At 62.4% G+C, this 21,404-nt stretch carries 19 protein-coding genes; 5 read left to right on the top strand and 14 right to left on the bottom strand.

Features of this window, described 5'->3' with window-relative positions; all coding sequences use genetic code 11:
* On the top strand, nucleotides 1–246 hold a 246-nt coding region (locus QCE58_RS24220), incomplete at its 5' end, for a hypothetical protein (RefSeq protein ID WP_309780478.1).
* A 218-nt stretch (nucleotides 247–464) separates the two neighbouring features.
* Here the strand turns inward: QCE58_RS24220 and QCE58_RS24215 are convergent.
* The 3 genes from QCE58_RS24215 to QCE58_RS24205 form a co-directional block, all read right to left on the bottom strand.
* On the bottom strand, nucleotides 465–845 hold the full coding sequence (locus QCE58_RS24215) for a DUF4148 domain-containing protein (protein WP_250440757.1): 381 nt from the start codon (nucleotides 843–845) through the stop codon (nucleotides 465–467).
* Between the two features lie 308 nt (nucleotides 846–1,153).
* Nucleotides 1,154–3,577, bottom strand: coding sequence for a penicillin acylase family protein (locus QCE58_RS24210; RefSeq protein WP_250440758.1), 2,424 nt, complete (start codon nucleotides 3,575–3,577; stop codon nucleotides 1,154–1,156).
* Between the two features lie 169 nt (nucleotides 3,578–3,746).
* A complete protein-coding gene (locus tag QCE58_RS24205) occupies nucleotides 3,747–3,917 on the bottom strand; it encodes a hypothetical protein (RefSeq protein ID WP_008354446.1) in 171 nt (56 codons plus the stop codon).
* A gap of 247 nt (nucleotides 3,918–4,164) precedes the next feature.
* On the opposite strand from QCE58_RS24205, the gene QCE58_RS24200 reads away from it, so the two are divergent.
* Genes QCE58_RS24200 through QCE58_RS24185 form a run of 4 tightly spaced genes read left to right on the top strand, consistent with a single transcriptional unit; the run spans nucleotide 4,165 to nucleotide 8,678 of the window.
* Nucleotides 4,165–5,121, top strand: coding sequence for an HlyD family secretion protein (locus QCE58_RS24200; RefSeq protein WP_250521805.1), 957 nt, complete (start codon nucleotides 4,165–4,167; stop codon nucleotides 5,119–5,121).
* On the top strand, nucleotides 5,118–6,071 hold the full coding sequence (locus QCE58_RS24195; protein WP_404989950.1) for an ABC transporter ATP-binding protein: 954 nt from the start codon (nucleotides 5,118–5,120) through the stop codon (nucleotides 6,069–6,071). Before QCE58_RS24200 ends, QCE58_RS24195 begins: the two co-directional genes overlap by 4 nt.
* Nucleotides 6,068–7,228: an ABC transporter permease gene (locus tag QCE58_RS24190; protein ID WP_008354441.1), complete on the top strand. Its 1,161-nt coding sequence runs from the start codon at nucleotides 6,068–6,070 to the stop codon at nucleotides 7,226–7,228. Before QCE58_RS24195 ends, QCE58_RS24190 begins: the two co-directional genes overlap by 4 nt.
* A 10-nt stretch (nucleotides 7,229–7,238) precedes the next feature.
* Complete coding sequence (locus tag QCE58_RS24185) at nucleotides 7,239–8,678, top strand: efflux transporter outer membrane subunit (protein ID WP_250521806.1); 1,440 nt, start codon at nucleotides 7,239–7,241, stop codon at nucleotides 8,676–8,678.
* Here the strand turns inward: QCE58_RS24185 and QCE58_RS24180 are convergent.
* The 11 genes from QCE58_RS24180 to QCE58_RS24130 form a co-directional block, all read right to left on the bottom strand.
* Nucleotides 8,671–10,200 (bottom strand): class I adenylate-forming enzyme family protein, encoded by a 1,530-nt coding sequence (locus tag QCE58_RS24180; protein WP_250521807.1) that lies wholly within the window; start codon nucleotides 10,198–10,200, stop codon nucleotides 8,671–8,673. The genes QCE58_RS24185 and QCE58_RS24180 overlap by 8 nt on opposite strands.
* Before the next feature lie 52 nt (nucleotides 10,201–10,252).
* Nucleotides 10,253–11,155: an SMP-30/gluconolactonase/LRE family protein gene (locus QCE58_RS24175; RefSeq protein WP_250436106.1), complete on the bottom strand. Its 903-nt coding sequence runs from the start codon at nucleotides 11,153–11,155 to the stop codon at nucleotides 10,253–10,255.
* Nucleotides 11,156–11,170: 15 nt separating this feature from the next.
* The gene (locus QCE58_RS24170) at nucleotides 11,171–12,115 is read right to left on the bottom strand and encodes a 3-hydroxyacyl-CoA dehydrogenase (protein WP_175982877.1); all 945 of its coding nucleotides are present in this window, start codon (nucleotides 12,113–12,115) and stop codon (nucleotides 11,171–11,173) included.
* 27 nt (nucleotides 12,116–12,142) lie between these two features.
* Nucleotides 12,143–14,242: an ABC transporter permease gene (locus QCE58_RS24165; protein WP_008354431.1), complete on the bottom strand. Its 2,100-nt coding sequence runs from the start codon at nucleotides 14,240–14,242 to the stop codon at nucleotides 12,143–12,145.
* Nucleotides 14,243–14,252: 10 nt separating this feature from the next.
* Nucleotides 14,253–15,764, bottom strand: coding sequence for a sugar ABC transporter ATP-binding protein (locus tag QCE58_RS24160; protein WP_250521808.1), 1,512 nt, complete (start codon nucleotides 15,762–15,764; stop codon nucleotides 14,253–14,255).
* A 9-nt stretch (nucleotides 15,765–15,773) separates the two neighbouring features.
* Nucleotides 15,774–16,901 carry a sugar ABC transporter substrate-binding protein gene (locus tag QCE58_RS24155; RefSeq protein ID WP_008354427.1) on the bottom strand — a complete coding sequence of 376 codons (1,128 nt, stop codon included), beginning with the start codon at nucleotides 16,899–16,901 and terminating at the stop codon, nucleotides 15,774–15,776.
* A 40-nt stretch (nucleotides 16,902–16,941) separates the two neighbouring features.
* The gene (locus QCE58_RS24150) at nucleotides 16,942–17,715 is read right to left on the bottom strand and encodes an N-acyl homoserine lactonase family protein (protein ID WP_008354426.1); all 774 of its coding nucleotides are present in this window, start codon (nucleotides 17,713–17,715) and stop codon (nucleotides 16,942–16,944) included.
* Nucleotides 17,716–17,729: 14 nt separating this feature from the next.
* A complete protein-coding gene (locus QCE58_RS24145) occupies nucleotides 17,730–18,662 on the bottom strand; it encodes a 3-keto-5-aminohexanoate cleavage protein (RefSeq protein ID WP_008354425.1) in 933 nt (310 codons plus the stop codon).
* Between the two features lie 15 nt (nucleotides 18,663–18,677).
* Nucleotides 18,678–19,484: an SDR family oxidoreductase gene (locus QCE58_RS24140; protein WP_008354424.1), complete on the bottom strand. Its 807-nt coding sequence runs from the start codon at nucleotides 19,482–19,484 to the stop codon at nucleotides 18,678–18,680.
* A gap of 26 nt (nucleotides 19,485–19,510) precedes the next feature.
* Nucleotides 19,511–20,164 carry a GntR family transcriptional regulator gene (locus QCE58_RS24135; RefSeq protein ID WP_008354423.1) on the bottom strand — a complete coding sequence of 218 codons (654 nt, stop codon included), beginning with the start codon at nucleotides 20,162–20,164 and terminating at the stop codon, nucleotides 19,511–19,513.
* Between the two features lie 198 nt (nucleotides 20,165–20,362).
* Nucleotides 20,363–21,349 carry a glycosyltransferase family 2 protein gene (locus QCE58_RS24130; protein ID WP_250521824.1) on the bottom strand — a complete coding sequence of 329 codons (987 nt, stop codon included), beginning with the start codon at nucleotides 21,347–21,349 and terminating at the stop codon, nucleotides 20,363–20,365.
* Nucleotides 21,350–21,404 lie beyond the last annotated feature (55 nt).

Raw genomic sequence — 21,404 nt, 5'->3', positions numbered from 1 at the left:
AGGCATGCCGCCAGCGTTCAATCTGAGCCAGGATCAAACTCTTCAGTTCAATACCTGTTACTGTTTTCTATTCTTCCGAATAGGTCGCTCACTCAACGTACTGACGATGATTTATTCCATCCAAAGATGAACAAACCTTCCTCTGATACTTCGTGTGAGACTCTTGATACCTTTGCTATCGCCGATTCCGAAGAACCAGCCGCACTCGCCATCAAGCGCCCACACTTATCGGCTGTTAGTTTTTAAAGAGCACATCGCAAGACAAGCCTTACTTCAACTTCCGTCTTGCGTCGCTGCATCAGCAGCAGAGAAACGAGATTATGAAGAGCCGATGACATCTCCGCAAGCCCCTTTCGCAAATTATTTTTCTGCGCCCGCCAAACGCCGCTGGACGTACAAATAGCCAGACATGCAAACGCGGGAAGTCCCGACCGGCTCCCCGCGCTCACCAACAGCCCGACGACTCAGCTTCCGAAAAACAGCGTGCAATAACTCGCGGGCCCGACGCAATCCGACGTAGACATCCACATCGAACCATGCTTCATCGACATCGGCTTGCGCATCGCGCCTGAACCCGACGCCGCGCCGCCGGCATGGGTGCCGCCGTACGCTTCATTCGCTTCGTTCGTGTTCCGCCGGGCGGCGACCTTCGCTTCCGCCGCCTGAATATCCGAGGGATAGTTGGCTTGCTCGCCCGTGGCCGGCGAATACCCCGCCTGTTCGAGCTGAACAAGCTCGGCCTTGACTTGTTCGCGCGTCAGAGGGGCGTTCTGGCTCTGCGCGAAAACGAACGTGGGTGCAGCGACCACGGCGACGGACACGACGATTTTGGCGATGGCGTTCATGATGTTCACTCCGACAGAAAAGGTTGACCGGATCGCACGCGATCCACGACCTCATCGAACGCACAGGGCCCTTGCGCGGCTTCGACTCACTCGACCTAGGTTTCAAGCGTAGAGGCTTCGACTGGTTAACCCGGGTACGCAGCGATCTATTCCCGCGTCGAGCAGACTCTATAAGAAGAAAAAGGAAGGAAGCGCGGAGGACGGACCGGATGAGGAGTCCGGCAAGGCGCCAGCCAGCACCCGTCCACCGCGATCGTAATCGTGATGCAAAGCGCCGTGAAGATCATCGGCGCTCACGCAGCCCGTGCTCAATGCGCGTCCGGCACGAGATGCACGCGTTTCTCCGTTGCGGCTTCGACGGCCGAGCGCGAATACAGCAACGGGAAATACTGCCCGTCGAGCCACATCTGCGCGAGATCCCGATAATGCGGGCTATCCGGATCGCCCGATTCGCCAGGCAGATTCACCGCACGCGAGTTGTCCCAGTTGCCGACATCGACGACCACACGAAACGACGGTCCGTTCGTCTCACGGAAGTCGCTCGCGCGATAGGTCGACTGATTCGGCGTGTAAGCGCTGCCTCCCTTTCCGATCGGCCCGACGTTCAGCTTCGCACGCATGTCCGCATCGACGACATCGGCCAGAGGATGCGCGTTGAGGTTCGTTTGCAGCTTGCCCCAACGCCACTGGGTTGCATCGGCGCCTTGCAGATGACGCATCTCCGCATAGGCATCGCGCAGACTCGAAAGCAGAACGGCATCGCGTTTGGCCGGCGCCTCGTCGCCGAAGCGCGTCTCGGGATGTTCGAGCGAATCGAGCATCACCGAGGTATCGGGTGCGCCGAACGACGCCGCCGCGTCCTTCGGCAACACCGCTTCCTTGAACGTGCGTCCGAGATGACGCGAGAACCATACTTCTTCGAGCGCGGCTTGCGGCGAACTCGCGCTCATGTGCGCGTCCCAGTCCTTGAGCATCGCGAGCGCGGCGCGTGTGTCTTCATCATCGCTCGAAAGCGGCGCGAGTAATGCGACGAGCCTGCGCGCCGGAATCGAAACGTCATCGTTCTGCAAGCGCTCGGAGTCTTCGATCGACACCCTCGGCAGCGATTTCAACACTTCGTCGATACGCTGATGCCGCGACCCGTTGGTCCATTCGAAGCCGAGCTTGCGCTCCGCATACGGATAACCCGCGGGCAGATTCATTTCGTTCGACGTGGTGAAATAAGCTTGCGCCGGGTTATAGACCGAAGGCATTGCATCGCGCGGCCAGAAGCCCGCCCATTCATAGCGGCCATCGCCGGGCACGGGCATGAGGCCGTCCCAATTCGGGCGTTTCGGCGCGAGGCCGCTCGGCACCCAGCCGATGTTTCCATCCTTGTCCGCATAGAGCTGATTCACAGTCGGCGCGCCCCATGTCGCAAGCGATGCCTTGAACTGCGCGTAATTCTTCGCGCGCATATAGCGCATCGAATCGAAATACGGCGACATGCCGGGCGACAGCCACGCCGTGCGCACGGCGAAGGCCCGATGCTTGCCTTCTTCCGTATAGATCACAGGACCGTGTCGCGTGTAAAGCAGATCGGCGGTGACGGGAGCGCCATTACGCACGGCGATCTGTTCACGCACGACGCGCATCGGCTCCCACTTGCCCTTATAACGATACTGCCGCGAATTCGCCGGATTCAACTCATATACATAAAGATCTTCCTGATCGATGTTGAAGATCGTGAGTCCATAAGCGATCGAGCCGTTATGCCCGATCGAAATGCCTGGCGCCGAAGGTTCGCCCGCGCCGATGATATCGAGCGTCGGCGTGCTGATCTGCTGAATGTAGCGAAGGCTCGGCGCGGCATAAGCACGATGCGGATCGTTCGCCATGATCGCGCGGCCCGTCGCCGACTTCGATGGCGCGATCACCCAGTTGTTGCTGCCTTCGGTCACTTCCTCGGGATTCTCGGCTGCGGCGATCATCGTCGTCGATGCATCCGTGCTCTTCATCGACTCCTTCGTCACGCGCACGCCTTGTGTTGCGAGCGTAAAGACTTTGAGGACATCATCGGGAAGGCAGGGATCGAGGCCCGCGGGCATCTGCGCTTTCCACTGCGGCTGCAGTCCGAAACGCACGGTGTCCGCGTCGAGCGAGCTCTTGCACGTCACGCGTGCACGCGCGACTTCGCTCGTGAGATTTCGCGTGAGACCGTGGCTGCGAATACGCACGATATCGTCGGCGCTCCATTTCGCCGGCCAATAGCCGATCTTGCGAAACTCATAAGGCATGCGGTCCGGATGCGCGGCAAGCCAGTCGATATACGCATTCACGCCGGCTGCGTAGCGTGTCGCGGCAGGCTTCGCATCGGGACCATAGCGCTGCCATTCGGTCGCCATGTCGCCGCGATAAAGAAAGAGCCGCGTGGCCTTGTCCTGTTCCACATAAGCGGGACCGAAGACCTCCGAAAGCTCGCCGAGGCCGCGTCTGCGCCACAGATCGATCTGAAACATGCGGTCACGCGCGGCGTTGAAGCCTTGCACGAAGAAGGCGTCGCTATCGTTGACGGCGAAGATGTGCGGTACGCCCCAACGGTCGATCAGGATGTCCGACGGTTGCGAAAGACCCGCAACGGCAATCGTTTCATCGCCCGGTGTATCGGCGAATGCGATTCGCGCGTCGAGCGGTGCGATTAGAGATGCGCCGATCGTCAGCGCAATCAGGCGTTGTCCCTTTCTTCGATTCATCTTGGCGTCTCCGTTCTTATCAGTGTCGATTCCAGTCACACGAATATCGCACTGTAATTCGAATGCAGGAGACACGCAAAGGTTGTCGGCGGTTATTTAATTCGGACGCCGAATCTATTCGCGAAACGCTTTCACCCGAACGACGCCATTCTCGAACAGCGACTCGAGCTCACTCGTCCTGCCGCGGCTGCTCCTGCAAAGCCGTATCGCGGATGACTTCCGCGAACTTCTCCAACGCCTGCAGCGGACCACTCACGCTGTTGTATTCCTGCGTGCCGATCCGGCCTTCCAGCACCACGGAAAAGCCGCAGTCCTGCGCGATCTTCAAAAGATTGTCCATGTCGTAGTCGCCTCGTGTCGCTATCACGAAGCACACGTAATGCCTGCTCGCGCTTTCGTCTTACTTTCGCTCATGGCGTCGTTTTACGCCGGCGCATCCGCCCCGCCTGTAATTTTTACTCGCGCCGTCTATCCTTGATTTGGCACACCCGCGTGCGACTCACCGCCGCTCTGCTTGACACCGACGAGCCGCCTCAAGTATTGTTTGGTAGACCAACCAAGTAACGAATACTTCCACGGAGCGCGCCATGAGCCGCATCACCGCCATCCCGACCTGCTTGCTTTTCGCCACGGCGCTCGCGGCGTGCTCGCATCAGGACCGCGATATCTATCAGGGCTACGTGGAAGGTGAATTCGTCTACCTCGGCTCGTCGCAATCGGGCAAGCTCACAGCGCTGTCCGTCGCGCGGGGGCAAACGTTGAAGGCGGGAACGAGCGCCTTCATGCTCGAATCGGCCGATGAAATCGCCGCCCTCGATCAGGCACAGCGTCAACTCACGGCCGCGCAGTCGCAACTCGAGGACATCCTCACGGGAAAGCGCGCACCGGAGGTCGCATCGGTGCGCGCGCAACTCGCGCAGGCACGCGCGAACGCTCGCAAGGCCGCGCTGCAACTGAGCCGCGATGAAGCGCAGTTCAGCGCGGGCGGCATCGCCAAAGGGCAGCTCGACGATTCGCGCGCGAATGCGGATGCCGCCGCCGCGCAAGTACGCGACCTCGCCGAACAGGTCGATATCGCACGCCTGCCGGGCCGTCCTCAACAGATCGCGGCGCAACGCGCGCAAGTCGCAGCCGCGCAAGCCTTTGTCGCTCAGGCGCAATGGAAGGTCGACCAAAAGCGCGTTGCGGCGCCTGCGGACGGGCTCGTGTACGACACGCTTTATCGTGTCGGCGAATGGGTACAGGCGGGCAGTCCGGTCGTGCAGATGTTGCCGCCGCAGAACGTGAAAGTGCGCTTCTTCGTTGCGGAAAACACGGTGGGTAGCCTCGCAACGGGGCGCGCGATATCGATTCATTGCGACGGCTGCACGGAAGACGTGCCCGCGAAAATCACCTACATCTCGAATCAGGCCGAATACACGCCGCCGGTCATCTATAGCAACGAGAATCGCTCGAAGCTCGTGTTCATGGTCGAAGCGCATCCTCAACCGGCCGATGCATCGAAGCTTCATCCGGGCCAACCCGTCGGCGTGAGGTTGCAATGAGTGTAACGAGCATGCAGGACACGCAATACGTCATCGACGTCCAGAATCTCAACAAGCACTTCGGCGACAAACACGTCGTCAACGATGTATCGCTGCAAGTCGCGCGCGGCGAGATCTTCGGCTTTCTCGGCCCGAACGGCAGCGGCAAGACAACATCCATCCGCCTGATGTGCGGCCTGCTCACCCCCGATTCGGGCAGCGGTACGTGCCTCGGCTACGACATCGTGCGCGAAAGCGAAGAGATCAAGCGCAACGTCGGCTATATGACGCAGCGCTTCTCGTACTGGGAAGACCTGACGATTCGCGAGAATCTCGACTTCGTCGCGCGCATCTATCAGATGAGCAATCGCCGCGAAACCGTGGATCGCGCGCTCGAAGCGCTCGGTCTGCAGAGCCGCGCGAGTCAGCTGACGGGCTCGCTCTCGGGCGGATGGAAGCAACGCCTCGCGCTCGCCGCATGCATGCTGCACGAGCCGAAGCTGCTCCTGCTCGATGAGCCGACCGCAGGCGTGGATCCCACCGCGCGCCGCGACTTCTGGGAGGAGTTGCATCGTCTCGCCGCGAAAGGCATTTCGGTGCTGGTGAGCACGCACTACATGGATGAAGCCGAGCGATGCCACAAGCTCGCGTATATCGCGTATGGCAAGCTGCTTGCGCAAGGCACCGCGAACGAAGTGATCGCATCGCAAAACCTCGCGACATGGAGCATTCACGGCGAGCATTTGAGCGAACTTTCCGAACGCTTGCGCAAGACACCCGGCATCGATCAGACCGTCGTATTCGGCTCTGCGCTGCATGTGAGCGGCAGCGATCACGCCGCGCTCGAGGCGGCCGTGCGCGATGCGACAAAAGACGGCGCAACGCGCGCCGAGCCGATCGAAACCGGACTCGAAGATGTCTTCATCTATCTGATGAGCCGGTCGACCGACAACTTCAAGGTGACGTCATGAAGGCACGCGGCCCGCTCGCGATATTCGCGCGCTTCTCCGTGACGCGCTGGTGGAGCATCGTCATCAAGGAGTTCCTGCAATTGCGGCGCGACCGCATCACGTTCGGCATGATCGTCGGCTTGCCTATCGTGCAGCTCGCCCTCTTCGGCTACGCAATCAACACCGACCCGAAGCATCTGCCGACGGCCGTGATCGTCGGCGATCAGAGTCCGTTTTCGCGCAGCTTCATCGCGGCAATGGAGCACTCCGGCTATTTCGACATCGTCGAGACGCTGCCCGACGACGAAGCTGGCCGTCGCGCACTTGCGCAAGGCCGCGTGCTTTTCGTGCTGAACATTCCCGTCGACTTCTCGCGCAAGCTGTTGCGCGGCGAGCGGCCCGCGCTGCTCGTCGAGGCCGACGCGACCGATCCGAATGCGGTGAGCAAGGCGAGCAACGCGCTGACCATGCTCGTGCAGTCCGTTGCCGACAAGGACATCACCGGCCCGCTTGCTCGTTTGAACGCAACGCCCGCCCCATTCGACGTGCAGGTCCACAACCTCTACAACCCCGAAGGCATCACGCAATACAACGTCGTGCCCGGCTTGATGGGCGTGATTCTCACGATGACGCTCGTCATGATGACCGGCCTCGCGATGACGCGCGAACGCGAGCGCGGCACGATGGAAAACCTCCTTGCCACGCCCGTGCGTCCCGTCGAAGTGATGACGGGCAAGATCGTGCCTTACGTGTTCATCGGTCTCATTCAGGCGTCGATCATTCTCGCGGCCACGCGTTTCGTCTTCCATGTGCCGCTCGTCGGCAATCCGCTCGCGATCTATCTCGCCGCGCTGCTTTTCATCGCCGCGAATCTGACAGTGGGCATCACGCTGTCGTCGCTCGCGCAGAACCAACTTCAGGCGATGCAGCTCACCATGTTCTATTTCCTGCCGAACATCCTTCTCTCCGGCTTCATGTTTCCGTTCGCGGGCATGCCGGCGTGGGCGCAGTTCATCGGCAATTTGCTGCCGCTCACGTACTTCAATCGCCTGATTCGCGGCATTCTTCTCAAGGGCAACGGCTGGGCGGACCTGTGGCCCTCGGTGTGGCCGATGGCGCTCTTCACCGTCATCGTGATGGGCATTGCGTTGCGCTTCTATCGGCGCACGCTCGACTAGGGAAACATCGATGAAAAAGATTCTTGCCCTCTGCGCGCTCATGTTGTGCGGCTGCACTGTCGGCCCCGATTTTCATGCGCCTGCGCCGCCGGACACGCAGACCTATGTCAAAACGCCGGTCGAGGTAAAGGACTTTCCCGCGGCCGATCATGCGCTGCCGCGCTGGTGGACGCAGTTCGGCTCCGATACGCTGAACCGTCTCGTCGATCGCGCATTGAGCGACAGTCCCACGCTCGACGAGGCGCGCGCGAAGCTCGTGCAGGCGCGCGAGGACTATCGCGCACAAGCGGGCGCGACATACTTTCCCGTCGTCGATGCCTCGCTCTCCGGCTCGCGTCAAAAGGTCGATCCTGCTGCCTTCGGCGTGCCGATTCCGAGTCCGGGTCCGTTCACGCTTTATGATGCCTCGGTGAGCGTGTCTTACACGCTCGACTTCTTCGGCGGCGAGCGGCGCGCACTCGAAGCATTGCGTGCGCAAGTGGACTATCAGTCGTTCGAGCTCGATGCGGCGCGGCTTTCGATCGCGGGCAATGTCGTTGCCACCGCGATCCGGCGCGCTTCGTTGCAGCATCAGATCACGCTCACCGAAGGTCTCGTCGATGCACAGATGCGTCAACTGTCCATCATGGAAGGCCGCCTGAAGGCGGGCGGCGTCGCGCCGTTCGACGTGCGCAGCCAGCGCACGCTCGTCGAGCAGACGCGCGCAAACCTTCCGTCGCTCGTTACGCAACGCGATCAGGCCGATCACCGGCTTGCAGTGTTGCTGGGCGTCGAGCCATCCAAGGCCGACTTCGATGCCATCACGCTCGACTCGCTTCATGTTCCGGGCAACGTTCCGCTGACCTTGCCCTCGACGCTCGCACGCGAACGACCCGACATCCGCGCATCGGAAGCGTTGCTGCATCGGGCGAGCGCGAACGTCGGCGTGGCGACTGCCGACCTCTATCCGAAGTTCTCGCTCTCTGCGGGCGTGGGAAGCCAGCGCACGAACATCCACGACATGCTCAATAGCCTCAACGTGTGGAACGTCGGCCTGAATCTCACGCAGCCGCTATTTCATGGCGGCGAGCTGCGCGCGAGGAAGCGATCGTCCGAAGCGGCCTACGAAGCAACCATGCAAGCCTATCGACAGACCGTGCTGGACGCGCTGCAACAAGTCGCCGATAGCCTGACCGCGCTTCAAAACGATGCCGATGCCCTGCACGCGCGCGAGATCGCGGCGAACGAAGCGCAAGCCAATCTCGACACAGCCAGCGCGCGCTTTACGGCGGGCGGCGTGAGCCGCTTCGATCTGCTCGACACACAACGCCAGGCGCTTCAGACGCAACTCGATTACGCGCTCGCGCACGCTAATCGTCTCTCGGACACCGCGGCACTTTTCCAGTCGCTGGGCGGCGCAGGCGAAGACACGAATGCAGCGAGCAAACCGGTTGCATCCGCAACTAATTAGCGAGCTTTCCGAGCCGATGCTTGAGCACCTTGCCGCTCGCGGACACCGGCAATGCATCGAGTATGCGGATAGAAGAAGGCCGCTTGTAGGGCGCGAGCCGCTCGCCGACCCACTCCGCGAGTTCGCTTTCGCTCGCCGTGCAGCCGGGCCTCAATTCGACGAACGCAAGCACGTCTTCATTGCCCTGCACGCTCCGTCCGATCACGGCGGAATGCAGCACGGCGGGATGACTGTTGAACGCCTGCTCCACTTCCGCGGGATACACGTTGAAACCCGAGCGGATGATCAACTCCTTGCTGCGCCCGACGATATACAGGTTGCCCCTCTCGAAGCGCGCGAGATCGCCCGTCTTGAGCCAGCCGTCCTCCGTCACCGTGGCCGCCGTCTGCGCCGCATCGCGGTAATAGCCGAGCATCACGTTCGGCCCGCGCACCCATAGTTCGCCGGTATCGTCGGCGTCGCTTTGATGCGCGAGCGGCACGATGCGCGCCTCGACGCCTGGAATCAGCGGCCCGACGGACGAATCGGGCGCCGGTGCATCGAGCAGCGTGTTCGATACGGTCGGACTGCTCTCCGTCATGCCATAGCCGTTATGCAAGGGCACACCGTAGAACGCTTCGGCAGCGGCCTTGAGCGTCATGTCGAGAGGCGAGCCGCCGCAATAGACGAAGCGCAACGATGGCGCATTCAGGCCGCCGCGCGGCGTGAAATGATCGATCAGCTTCGCATGCATCGCGGGAACGCCTTGAAAGATCGTCATGCGTTCATCGCTGAGAACGCGTCCCGCGCGCGCGGGATCGAAACGCGCCGCAAGACGCAACGTCGCGCCCGCATACAGCGAACCGAGGCACATGGAAGCAAGACCGAACACATGCGATACCGGCAGTACGGCATAGACGCGATCGCTGGTACCGACACGACGCAGCGTGCTGGATACTGCCGCGACGAACAGCAGATTACGATGCGACAGCATCACGCCCTTCGGCGCGCCGGTCGTTCCCGTCGTGTAGATGAGCGCCGCGCATTGCCTGTCCGATGACAGTCCGTGCGGCTCCTGCTCAGACGCGGCATCGATATCGCTTAACGCAAACGCGCCGATCGGCGTCGCATCGAGCGATTCGACCGAAGCGCCGTCACGTTGCGCGTGATGCGCGGCGTCGTCGGAAACATCGACGGTATAGAGCGCGATGCGTGGCTTCGCATGCGCGCGGATCACATCGAGCTCGACTGCGGACAATCGCGCATTCACGATCAGCACCCACGCATCGAGACGGCTCACGGCAAAAAGCGATGCGACGAGCACGACGCTGTTCTCGCCGATCAGCATGACGCGATCGCCGGCGCGCACGCCCGCCGCACCGAGACGCGCGGCCAGCGCATCGATTGCATCGTCGAGTTGCGCATAAGTCAACGCGCGCGCGTCCTCATGCAACGCGATGTGATCGGGATGCGCCTTCGCACCGCGCGAGATGATCGCGTCGATGCGCGCGGGCAGCGACGCAATGAGCTTGTTCGTATCCATGTCGAGCGATATCGTTCGAGACCCTGAGGCCCGAATGATAAACGCTCATGCTCTATCCCGCGAAACGCGGCTCGGGAATGCCGCGCACGCCGAGGCCCGTCACCGCGAAAAGGCCGCCCTTGTCGCGCTCTTTCTGCGGAATGCCCCACATCGGGCGGCCCATCGTCGATACGTAGAGGATGTCGAGACTCGGTCCGCCGAACATCACGCTCGTCAGATTGCGCACGGGAAACGGCACGACGCGATCGAGTTTGCCATCGGGAGCGAAGCGCAGAATGCGTCCGCCGAAGACGAGAGCAGACCAGACATAGCCTTCTTCATCGACGGTTGCGCCATCGAACGTGCCGGCCATGTCGTGCGCCGATGCGAACAGGCGCTTGTTCGTCGCCGCGCCCGTTTCGATGTCGTAGTCGTAGGCGTACATCTCCTTGCTGTATGTGTCGGTGAAGTAGAAGGTCTTGTTGTCGGGGCTCCAGCATGGGCCGTTCGAACAACTGATGCCGCTGTCGAGCCGCGTGACCTGGCCATTCGTATCGAGCCGATACAGCCCGCCGCTGCGCGTCGAGCGCTGGCCGCGATCGGCATCGTAGCGGTCGAAGTCGTAGGACATGGTGCCCGCGATGAAGCGTCCACGGCGATCCACCTTTCCGTCATTGAACCGCGTCTCGGGATCGTCGCTTTCGGGATCGGCGATGAACTGCACGGTCTGCGCATCGAAGTCGTAGAAATGCAGGCCGTTCGCGAGCGCGACCACCGCGCCGCCCTGCTCGCGCAACGCCATCGAACCGATGTGACGCGGCACGAAATAGCGCTTCACGTCGCCGCCGTCAGCACGGCAGCTATAGATTTCCGCGGCCGTGCTGTCGATCCAGTAGAGCCGCTCCTCCTTCACATCCCATAGCGGTCCTTCGCCGAGATGATTGTTCGCATCGACCAGCAAGCGTACTTCGGGCATCGTCGTCTCCTTTGTTCAGGCTTCACCGTCCTCGATATCGCGCCGATGCGCGAGCAGCGCCATCAAACGCCGATCGCGCCAGCGGCTGCGTTCTTCGATCTTCTCGCGGGGCAGCACCGCGCGCCGTTCGGCATCGAGCTTGCCGAGCGTCTCGGCGGACCAGTCGAACGGCTTGCGTCCCGCAGCGATGCTCTTGTATGTGCCGCCGTAGCGCGCAGCGTAATCGGCCACGCCACCGGGCGCGTTGAGGTCGATCGTTTCGAACGGGCCCATGAACGACCAGCGCATCGCGAGTCCATCGCGTATCACGGTGTCGAGATCGGCGGCGCTCGCATAACCTTGTTCATAGAGACTCAACGCTTCGTCGAGCAACGCGCCTTGCAGACGATTGAGCAGAAAGCCCGAGATCTCGCGATTCACGGTGACGGGCTTTTGCTTCGCTCCTTCGTAGATGGCGCGTGCGCGTTCCATCGTGTCCTGCGAGGTCCACGGCGCGCCGCACAACTCGACGAGCGGCACCAGCGACGGCGGATTCACCGGATGCGCGACGAGACAGCGTGCGCGGCCTGCGATGCCTTCCGTGAAGGTCGATGCAGGCAATCCCGATGTCGAACTCGCGAGAATCGCGTCAGGCTTCGTGAGGCGGTCCAGTTCGATGAACAACGCACGCTTCGCTTCCACCACTTCCGCGATGTTCTCCTGCACGAGATCGGCGTCGGCGACAGCATCGGCGAGATGTTCGCATGCGGTGATGCGGGCCACGATCGCATCGACGGCTTCATCGATCAGGTCGAACGACGCCAGATCCTCGACGCTTTCGCGAATCGCGGGAATCGCGCCGCCGAGCATGTCCTTCGATGCATCGTGGATCGTGACGTTGAAGCCGCTCTTCGCAAAGACGATCGCCCACGCGCGGCCGATACGGCCCGAACCGATCACCGCAATGTTGTTCGCTTGCATCTGCATCTGGTCCTCGTTCGAGTTGGTTTAGCCCTTCTTGTCCCGCAGCGTGATGACAGCCGCCAGCACGACGAGTCCGTTGATGATGTCGCGCACCGCGGGCGGCACCGTGGTTCCCGCGAGCAACGTCCCGAGCGCCGTAAGCAGCAGCGCGCCGCCGAACACGCCGAGATAGTGCCCGCGTCCACCGGTAATCAATGCGCCGCCGACGACAACCACTGCAATCGACGGCAGCAGATACGGATCGCCCATGCCGAGAAAAGCTTGCGAGCTGAACCCCGCGAGCAACAAGCCGACGATCGCGGAGCACAGACCCGACAGGCAATACACGGCGATGAGCGTCGTGCCCACGCGCACGCCCGACAGCTTCGCCGCGACCGGCGAATTGCCGACCGCATACACGCGCCGCCCAAACGGCGTGCGATGCAGGAGCAGCAACGCGATGACGAGAAACACCGGCACGCTCCACGCCGCGATCGACAGCGGACCGAAGCGTCCGTTGGTGAATTCGCTGATCGTCGACGGCGACCATCCTTGTGGCGAGCCATTGCAATAGATCAGCGTGAGGCCTTGCAGCAAACCGTTCGCCGCAAGCGTGACGACGATCGGCGGCAAGCCGAGCATCACGACGCCCACGCCATTGAACACGCCGACGAGCAGGCCGACCAGCAGCACCATCGGCACCGCCCACGCGGCCGCGCCGTTCACGCCGTGCGTGAGTCCGGTCAGCAACACGCCCGACAGCGTGATGAGCCAGGGCATCGACAAGTCGAGTCCGCCCGTCAGGATCACCGCGCCCTGGCCGAGGCCGAGTATCGCGAGAAACAAGGTCAGCGTGAGCAGGCTGCTATAGAAGTTCGCGCTGACGAGCACGCCCGGCCCATAGACAAAGCCCGTGATGACGACCACCGCGAAGAACAGCAGATAAGCCGGCACCACATACTTGACCCATTCGCGATTGCGCTCGATCCAGTCGGCGATCGGTCGTCCCTTCAGCTCCGTGTTTTCAACCGGACGATAATCGTCGACTTCGAACGCAACGCGCCGCGCATGCTTGTCGTCGCGTGCGCGCGTGCCCGTTCGCACCGCCTTGAGCCACTGCGCCGCGTGACGCGCGCATTCATGCGCCGCCGATTGCTTGCCGATCGACGAACCGAGCACCGCGAGAATCAGAATCACCGCTTCGGCTATCGTCGTGAAGAACGCCGATACGTTCAGCACGAGCAGAATGTTCACGGTGATCATCAGCGTCATTGCTGCGAACACGGTGCCGACGCAGCCGCCACGTCCGCCGCCGAGCAACGTGCCGCCGAGCACGACGGCCGTGAACATCGAGAGCAGCAGCGGACGGCCGACGAGCGGATCGGCCGAGCCCGTCTGTGCCGATACATACAGACCCGCCGCCGCGTAGAACATGCCAGCGAGCGCATACGTCGCGATGCGGTAGCGCGTGACCGGCATGCCGTTCGCATACGCGCCGTCGGCATCGCTGCCTAACGCGTACAGACCCACGCCGTAACGCGTGCGCTTGATGAACGACCAGATCAACAGCGCAAGAATCAGCAAGCCCGCCGACATCGGCATCTTGTCGGGGATGAGATCGGCGGTGAGCACCGCGCCGAACTGATCGCCGACGCTGCCGCCCGGCTTGTTCTGAATCAGCAGCGTCAAGCCTTGCACCATGAACATCGTCGCCAGCGTGACGACGATCGATTGCAAGCGAAACCATGCGATCAGCGCGCCGTTGACGAGGCCGATGCCGCCGCCGATCGCCAGAATCAGCGCGGCGCCGCCCCATTGTTCGACGGGCGATCCTTGCACGAAGCGCACGGCAAGCACGTTCGCGAGCGACACGACCGCCGAGGCCGACAGATCGAATCCGCCCGACAGCACGACGATGGTCTGCCCGATCGCCGCGAGCGCGAGTGTAGTTGCGCTCGAAATTACCGATCCGATGTCGTAGAGCCCGACAGGTGTCGCGGACAGCGAAACCCATCCGGCGAGCATCGCAAGCAACGCACTGATCGCGATGATGAGCCCGCGATGATGATCGATGCGCGCGCCAAATCCCACGCGCGCGCCCGGCCGCACGACCTCGCTTTCGGGCGACGCAACGGCTATCTTCATGAGCAACCTCTCAACTGGAAAGCATCTTGCGCATCACGTTTTCTTCGGTCAGCGCGTCGCCGCTCAACTCGCCGGCGTTGCGTCCGCGATACATCACCGACACGCGGTCGCACACGTTGACGAGCTCGGGCACGTCCGTCGAATAGAAGAGCACGGAGCCACCCGCCGCGGCGAATGCACGCATCAGCACGAAGATCTGATGCTTGGTGCCGACGTCGATGCCGCGCGTCGGATCGAACATGAGCCACACGCGGCTTTGCGTGAGCAGCCACTTGGCCATCGCGATCTTCTGCTGATTGCCGCCGGAGAACGACAGACACGGCTTGTACAGCGCGCGCGGATTCACCTCCATCTGCGCAAGCGAGCGACGAATCGCGGCCTGCTCGCGCTTGCGATCGATGAGGCCGAAGCGCGCATAGCGGCCGATCACGGGAAGCGACACATTCTCGCCGCCGGGCAAGCGCAGGAACAGGCCTTCGGTCTTGCGGTCTTCGGGCAGAAAGCTCGTCGATACGCCGGCCTTCAGCGAATCCGCCGTCGATGTCAGCGTCACCGGTTTGCCGTCGATGCGAATCTCGCCATCGTCGATGTAAGTGGCACCGAACAGCGCCTCGAACAGCTCGCGTTGCCCCATGCCCTGCAGCGCTGCGATGCCGTGCACTTCGCCCGGCTTCACGGCGAGATCGAAATCGGCGACGACGCCATCGACGCGAACGTTGCGCGTCTCGATCGCCGGCGTCGCGTCGCTTTGTACCGTCGTGATCTTAGGCGGATACTTCGCCTCCATCGAACGCCCGATGACGAGTCGAATTACTTCGTCATCCGATATATCCGCAGCGTCGAACGCGCCCACATCTCGGCCATTGCGATACACCGTGAGGCTGTCGCAGAACTCGCGCACTTCCTGCATGCGATGCGAGATGAACACGAAAGTCACGCCGCTCGCCTTCAGTTCGTCGATGCGCCGTGAGAGCCACGCGACATCGCGTCCCGACAGCGCGGACGTCGGTTCGTCGAGCAACAGCACTTTCGGCTTGCGCACGATGGCCTTCGCAATCTCGATCTTCTGCCGCACCGGCAACGAAAGATCGCGAATATATGCGCCGGGACGCACATCGGACAGTTCAAGCCTGTCGAGCCATTCCGCTGCTTGCCGCTGCGCGTCGCGCTTTCTGATGCGCCCGAGAAAACCCGTCGGCTCGTACGACATCAATAGGTTCTGCGCGACCGTGAGATCGCGCACGAGCGTCATCTCCTGAAACGCCGTCTGCACGCCCGCGCGATGCGCGTCCTTCGGGCTCTTCATCGTCACGTCGCTGCCCATTACGCGGATGCTGCCCGCATCCGGCTGCATCAATCCGGACAGCAGCTTGACCGTGGTGGACTTTCCCGCGCCGTTCTCGCCGAGCAGCGCATGCACCGCGCCGCGCTTCACCGAGAACGACGCGCCATCGAGCGCGACGGTCGCGCCGAAGCGCTTCGTCACGTTCGACAGATCGATCGCCAATGATGCGTCGTTCATCGCGCCGCCTCAGTCCTGATTGCCCGTCAAGGCCGCATTGAAGCCGACTTCCTTCGTCTCTTCGGAGTAGATGTCCGCGAACCAGCCCGGCGGCACCTTGTCCGGCGGAAACGCGGTGCAGCCCGCCTTCAGTTCGTCGATGCTGCCCGTCTTGCAGAGCTTCGATTCCGAGGTCAGCACGAGCGGCAGCTTGAGCGTCACGCGCGCCGGAAAGTCGCCGCCGTCGAGCTTCTTCACGGCCATCTTGAGCGCCATCGCGCCCGAGTACGGAGGCGCGCCGTAAGAGATCGAGCGATAGCCGATCGAGCGATAACCGCCCTGTCCCTTCACTTCGCCCGGCGGCAGCATCTGCACGCGATGCCCGTTAGACGATTCGCCCGCGCACGGCTTGATCTTGTCGTCGGCAATGCCCGCTTCGAGCTGCATCGACGCCGCCGTGAAGCAGCCGACCTGCATCCACAGGCCGTCGATCTTGTCCCAGCTGTTCGTCGCGAGAATCTTCGAAAGCTCGGTCTTCGCGGTCGCCTGACTCCACATGCCCGTTCCTTCCGCGACGATCTTGATGTCCGGATACTTCGCGAACACGGCCTTCGCCGCCTCGGTGCGCGCGCGATCGACCGACGTGCCCGGCACCCCCGTGATCATCACGACATTGCCCTTGCCGTTGATGGTCTTCGCGAGCCATTCCGCGGTGACGGTGCCCGCCTGATGCTGATCGATCGTCACGTTATGCGCGCACGGCTCGGTGACTTCTCCGTCATACGCCGCGACGACGACGCCCTTCGAGCACGCGTTCTTGATCGCGCGATTGAGCGCCGTCGGCGAGATCGGATAGATGACGATGGCCTTCGCGCCTGCCTGCACCATCGAGTTGATCTGCTGAATCTGCTTCTGCGCATCGGTGCCCGCGACCTGCACTTCGAGATCGACCTTGTCTTTCAGCCCCGGCGTATTGGCCATCGCCTTGACCATGTTCGCGGCTTCGGTTTGCCAGTCGTTGCCGACATAGCTCATCGACAAAAAGATCTTGTATTTGCCGGCCGCGTGCGCCGTGCCCGATACGGCGAGCGCCGCCGCGAACGCGAGGCCGAGCGCTGCCCGTCCCGCATGACGAATCGACTGCGTCAATGCTTTCATGTCTTCCTCCGGTATTCGTATGGTTATGAAGCGGGCGCTTCTAACTTCGGATGTGCGGCAGACGAGCGCTCGCGGGCAGAGCGATGCCCGCGCTGCCGGGCACGACATTCGGGTCGTGTCCGGGTATGACGAAATCGGCGATCTGACGGATGCGCGACAACGAGCCGATCTCCGCCAGCGTTTCATGCACGATGCCCACTGGAACGAGATCGACGATGTTCTCCATGCAGTTCGCGCAATCGCCGGCGATCAGCACGACACCTTCTTCCGTGTCGACCGCGACGGACTGATGCCCCGGCGTATGACCCGGCGTCGGCACGACGCGCACGCCGGGCACGATATCGGTCACGCCGTTCACGAACTGCCAGCGAAAATACGCGAGCGGCTCGCGGCCGATCAGAAACTCCTGGTAATACGTGGCCTGCGTCGGCAGCGGATGACCCGCGTATTCCCACTCGGCCGCCTGCACGATGAAGCGCGCATTCTTGAAAAGCGTGTTGCCGCCGGAATGGTCGTAATGCAGATGCGTGTTGATGACGATATCGACCTCGTCCGCGCTCCAGCCGACATACTCCTTCAACGCGCGTTCGAGCTTTTCCTCCGGCGCCTGATCGCATGGGCACACGAAGTTCGACACCCAGCCTGGATCGTGTATGCCCGTATCGACGACGATCTTCTTCTGCGCGCCGACAATCGCCGTCGACCATACGGGCACCTTCATCTGCTGGCCGAAGTAGCGGCCATACACTTGCGATGAGCGATCGACGGTGAGCCAGCCCGTCGGCATCGCGACTACCTTCAGCTTCGTGCTCACGATGCCCTCCGCTATCAGAAGTTGGTATCGCTCGCGCCTTTGAGCTTGAGCATCTCGCGTGCTTCGGCGGGCGTCGCGATATCGAGGGACAGTCCTTCGATCACCTGGCGAATCTTCTTCACCTGCGCCGCGCTCGATTCGGCGAGCTTGCCCGGCTCGATCCACAACGAGTCTTCGAGGCCGACACGCACGTTCGATCCCTGCGCGACGCCCATCGAGCCGAGCGGAATCTGATGACGTCCCGCGCCGAGAATCGACCATACATAGTCGTCGCCGAAGAGACGATCCGCCGTGCGCTTCATATGCGCCAGATCTTCGGGATGCGGCCCGATGCCACCGAGCAAGCCAAAAACGCTCTGCACGAAGAACGGCGGCTTGACGAGCCCGCGATCGACGAAGTGCGCGAGGTTGTACAGGTGCGAGATGTCGTAGCACTCGTGCTCGAAGCGCGTACCGTTATCGCTGCACGACGTGAGGATGTATTCGATATCCGCGAACGTGTTCTTGAACACGAGATCGCGGCTGTTTTCCAGATGCTTGCGCTCCCACTCGTACTTGAATTCCTTGAAGCGATCGAGCATCGGATACAGGCCGAAGTTCATCGATCCCATGTTGAGCGACGCCACTTCCGGCTTGAAGTGATGCGCGGGCTTCAATCGCTCCGCGACGGTCATGTGCGGGCTGCCGCCCGTCGTGATGTTGATGACCGCATCGGTTTCCGCCTTGATGCGCGGCAGAAACTCCTGAAACACGGCGGGATCCTGCGTCGGATGACCATCGTTCGGGTCGCGTGCATGAAGATGCAGAATGGCGGCGCCTTCCTTTGCAGCCGCGAGCGCGGCATCGCCGATCTGCTGCGGCGTGAGCGGAAGATACGGCGACATCGAAGGCGTATGGATCGCGCCCGTCGGCGCGCAGGTGATGATGACCTTGCGTTTCGTTGCCATGTGCTCCTCGTTCTATTAAAGGACTTCGACGTTGCCGCAGACGGAGATCGCCTGTCCCGAGATGCCGCTGCCCGCGGGCGAGCACAGGAAGAGCGCCGTGGCCGCGACTTCCTCGGGCGTCGTCATGCGGCGCAGCGAAATCTTCGCGAGATATTGCTTCTCCATCTCTTCATAGGAGACGTTCAGTTGTTTCGCGCGCGCCGCGATCACGCGCTCGATGCGCGGCCCTTTCACGATGCCCGGCTGGATCGCATTGACGCGAATGTTCGACGGCCCGAGCTCGATAGCCAGGCTCTTCGTCATGCCGACGACGGCCCACTTCGTCGCGGCATAAGGCGTGCGAAACGCGTAGCCGAGCCGTCCCGCCACCGACGACAGCGCGATGATCGCCCCGCCGCCATTCGCGTTGCGCAAGAGCGGCACCGCGCGGCGCGCGAAGTAGAACTGCGCGTTCAGATTCACATCGACGGTCTGTTCCCATTCGTTCGCATCGAGCTCGTCGATGCCGCCCGTCGGCCCCGCGATGCCCGCGTTGTTCACGAGCACATCGAGTCCGCCGAGCTCGCGTTCCACATCGACGAATACGCGCTCGACCGCTTCCTTGTCCGCTACGTCCGCGAGCGTCGACGTGATCGCATTGCACTCCGCGCTCGCTTCGGCTTTCGCCAATGCGTCGATTGCTTCGGGACTCGCATCGCAGACGTGCACGCGCGCGCCTGCATCGATGAACGCGCGCGCTATCACGAGCCCGATGCCCGATGCGCCGCCCGTGATGAGCACGCGCAATCCCGCGTGCGGTTTCAGCATCTGAAGAACCGTCATCCATGTCTCCGTTGTTGTTATGCGTGTCAGGCGCTTGCCTTGTTGCTCAGTTCGCCGCTTTGCAAACGCTCTTGCAGATCGGCGGCCGCATCGCCGATGTCTTCCTCGATGCCGGCGCGCGCGCCTTCGCCATCGCCGCGCCAGAGCGCTTCGACGATATGACGATGCGCCGCCATCGAACGGCGCATATGCGGAATGTCGGGCGCGACGAGATTCAGGAACGGGCCGATGCGCATCCAGAGGTTCTGGATGGTCGCGAGCGTGAGATCGCTCGCGCCGTGCGTGTAAATGGCGATATGAAATTCGAAGTTGCTGCGCAGATACGCGGGTACGTCGCCCGCTTCGACGTGTGCGTCCATCGTGTCGAAGATGGCCTGCAGCGCGTCGAGATGCGCGCGTGTCATGCGCGACGCCGCGCGTTTGGCGACCGCGCCTTCCAGTGCGATGCGAACGTCCCGCAACTCATCGAGAAGTTCGAGCGTCATCGGCGGAACCATCAGCGCGCGGCCGGGACCGTCGATCAATGCGCCTTCCGCCTGCAAGCGCGTGAGCGCGGCGCGCACGGGCATGGTCGACGAGCCGACCGCTTCCGCGACGCTGCGCAAGCTGAGCAACTGCCCAGGCGCGAAGCGGCCCGTCATGATCGCCTGCCTCAATTGCGCATGAACGCGACCGGCCATGGTTTCGCGTGCAACTAATTCGAGCGCGGGTAAGTCCGTCGTCGAGCGTGTCGCCAACTTTTGCCTCCGTTCTTTCGTTCGGCTGCTGCGATGCTTTCGATTGGTGTGACCTGTGATCACACTTGCATGGCTAAAGTGTCGGACGCGCGAGCACGCGAGTCAACCTTGAATTGCTAGGTGAAAACGCGGAGCGACGCCTCAGACCGCTTCGTGCGAAAGACGGGCCGCATCGAGCGCGACGCCGATGGCCGGAGCGGCCAACACGCGGATTGCCTGAAAATGGGACGCATCGAATGCGCCTCGAAAGAAGTCGACCACCGCGACCAAGCGCCTGACGATGAGATCATGAAGCACGGACACGTCTTGCCCGAAGTCCTTCGCGTCGGCAGCAATGAGTCTGTCGACCGCGCGCACGACGGCGAGCAATTCGTCGGTGCCGACTTCCAGGCCGAACCACATGCCAACGATGAGATCGATGTCGCGCGGATCGAGGCTCGGGTACCAGAGCGCCAAAAGACGTTTGCGGAGGCCTTTCATCGCCGGGCCCGCCAGATCTTCCCGGCTTCTGGTGAAACTGGTGCGGTGCGACCTGACCTCGACGAGGACTTCATCGACATTGCCGATCTCGCCGCCGGCCACCATGATCGCGACGAGATAGTTCAGGTCTTCGGCGCTCGCCATCTGCACGTCGAACCGGATGCGATGCTCGCGGACGAACGAACGGCGCACCATGAGCATTGCGCCGCCGATGGTGTTGAAGCCTTCGAAAAGCCGGGCCTTCAGAGCGCCGTCGCCGAGCGTGCAAAGCCCATAAGTGTCGTTCGAAATACCATCGCCGAACAAGCGCGCATGGCCGCCGCAAGCGGCAAGGCGCGCGCACTCGCGGAAAGCGGCGACTTGCGCGGCGAGCCTCGTCGGCAGCGCCCGGTCGTCCGAGTCGATGCGCGCGATGAACTCGCCGCGCGCCGCGTCGAAACCCGCATTCGATGCGGCGCTGATGCCCTCGTTCCGGCCGAAGCGTATGAGGCGCACGCGGCTGTCGTCGCCCGCTGCCTGCTGCGCGACGGCGAACGTCTGATCGATCGAGCCATCGTCCACGACGATGAGCTCCCAGTCTTCGAGCGTTTGAGCGCGAATCGAAGCGATTGCTTCGCCGATGAAGGCCTGCGCGTTGAACGCGGGCATGACGACGGTGACGAGCGGTGAGTATGTCATGGGAACCGGAATCCGTTCTGATTTG

Source organism: Caballeronia sp. LZ028 (assembly GCF_031451415.1).
Taxonomy (GTDB): domain Bacteria; phylum Pseudomonadota; class Gammaproteobacteria; order Burkholderiales; family Burkholderiaceae; genus Caballeronia; species Caballeronia zhejiangensis.
This window is presented reverse-complemented; position numbering and strand designations above follow the sequence as displayed.

Coding starts and splice junctions, on each gene's coding strand:
- QCE58_RS24205 (WP_008354446.1), bottom strand. CDS start 3,917: ATGGACAATCTTTTGAAGATCGCGCAGGACTGCGGCTTTTCCGTGGTG.
- QCE58_RS24180 (WP_250521807.1), bottom strand. CDS start 10,200: ATGGATACGAACAAGCTCATTGCGTCGCTGCCCGCGCGCATCGACGCG.
- QCE58_RS24130 (WP_250521824.1), bottom strand. CDS start 21,349: ATGCCCGCGTTCAACGCGCAGGCCTTCATCGGCGAAGCAATCGCTTCG.
- QCE58_RS24160 (WP_250521808.1), bottom strand. CDS start 15,764: ATGAACGACGCATCATTGGCGATCGATCTGTCGAACGTGACGAAGCGC.
- QCE58_RS24215 (WP_250440757.1), bottom strand. CDS start 845: ATGAACGCCATCGCCAAAATCGTCGTGTCCGTCGCCGTGGTCGCTGCA.
- QCE58_RS24200 (WP_250521805.1), top strand. CDS start 4,165: ATGAGCCGCATCACCGCCATCCCGACCTGCTTGCTTTTCGCCACGGCG.
- QCE58_RS24145 (WP_008354425.1), bottom strand. CDS start 18,662: ATGGCAACGAAACGCAAGGTCATCATCACCTGCGCGCCGACGGGCGCG.
- QCE58_RS24170 (WP_175982877.1), bottom strand. CDS start 12,115: ATGCAAGCGAACAACATTGCGGTGATCGGTTCGGGCCGTATCGGCCGC.
- QCE58_RS24185 (WP_250521806.1), top strand. CDS start 7,239: ATGAAAAAGATTCTTGCCCTCTGCGCGCTCATGTTGTGCGGCTGCACT.
- QCE58_RS24140 (WP_008354424.1), bottom strand. CDS start 19,484: ATGACGGTTCTTCAGATGCTGAAACCGCACGCGGGATTGCGCGTGCTC.
- QCE58_RS24190 (WP_008354441.1), top strand. CDS start 6,068: ATGAAGGCACGCGGCCCGCTCGCGATATTCGCGCGCTTCTCCGTGACG.
- QCE58_RS24135 (WP_008354423.1), bottom strand. CDS start 20,164: ATGGCCGGTCGCGTTCATGCGCAATTGAGGCAGGCGATCATGACGGGC.
- QCE58_RS24175 (WP_250436106.1), bottom strand. CDS start 11,155: ATGCCCGAAGTACGCTTGCTGGTCGATGCGAACAATCATCTCGGCGAA.
- QCE58_RS24195 (WP_404989950.1), top strand. CDS start 5,118: ATGAGTGTAACGAGCATGCAGGACACGCAATACGTCATCGACGTCCAG.
- QCE58_RS24155 (WP_008354427.1), bottom strand. CDS start 16,901: ATGAAAGCATTGACGCAGTCGATTCGTCATGCGGGACGGGCAGCGCTC.
- QCE58_RS24210 (WP_250440758.1), bottom strand. CDS start 3,577: ATGAATCGAAGAAAGGGACAACGCCTGATTGCGCTGACGATCGGCGCA.
- QCE58_RS24165 (WP_008354431.1), bottom strand. CDS start 14,242: ATGAAGATAGCCGTTGCGTCGCCCGAAAGCGAGGTCGTGCGGCCGGGC.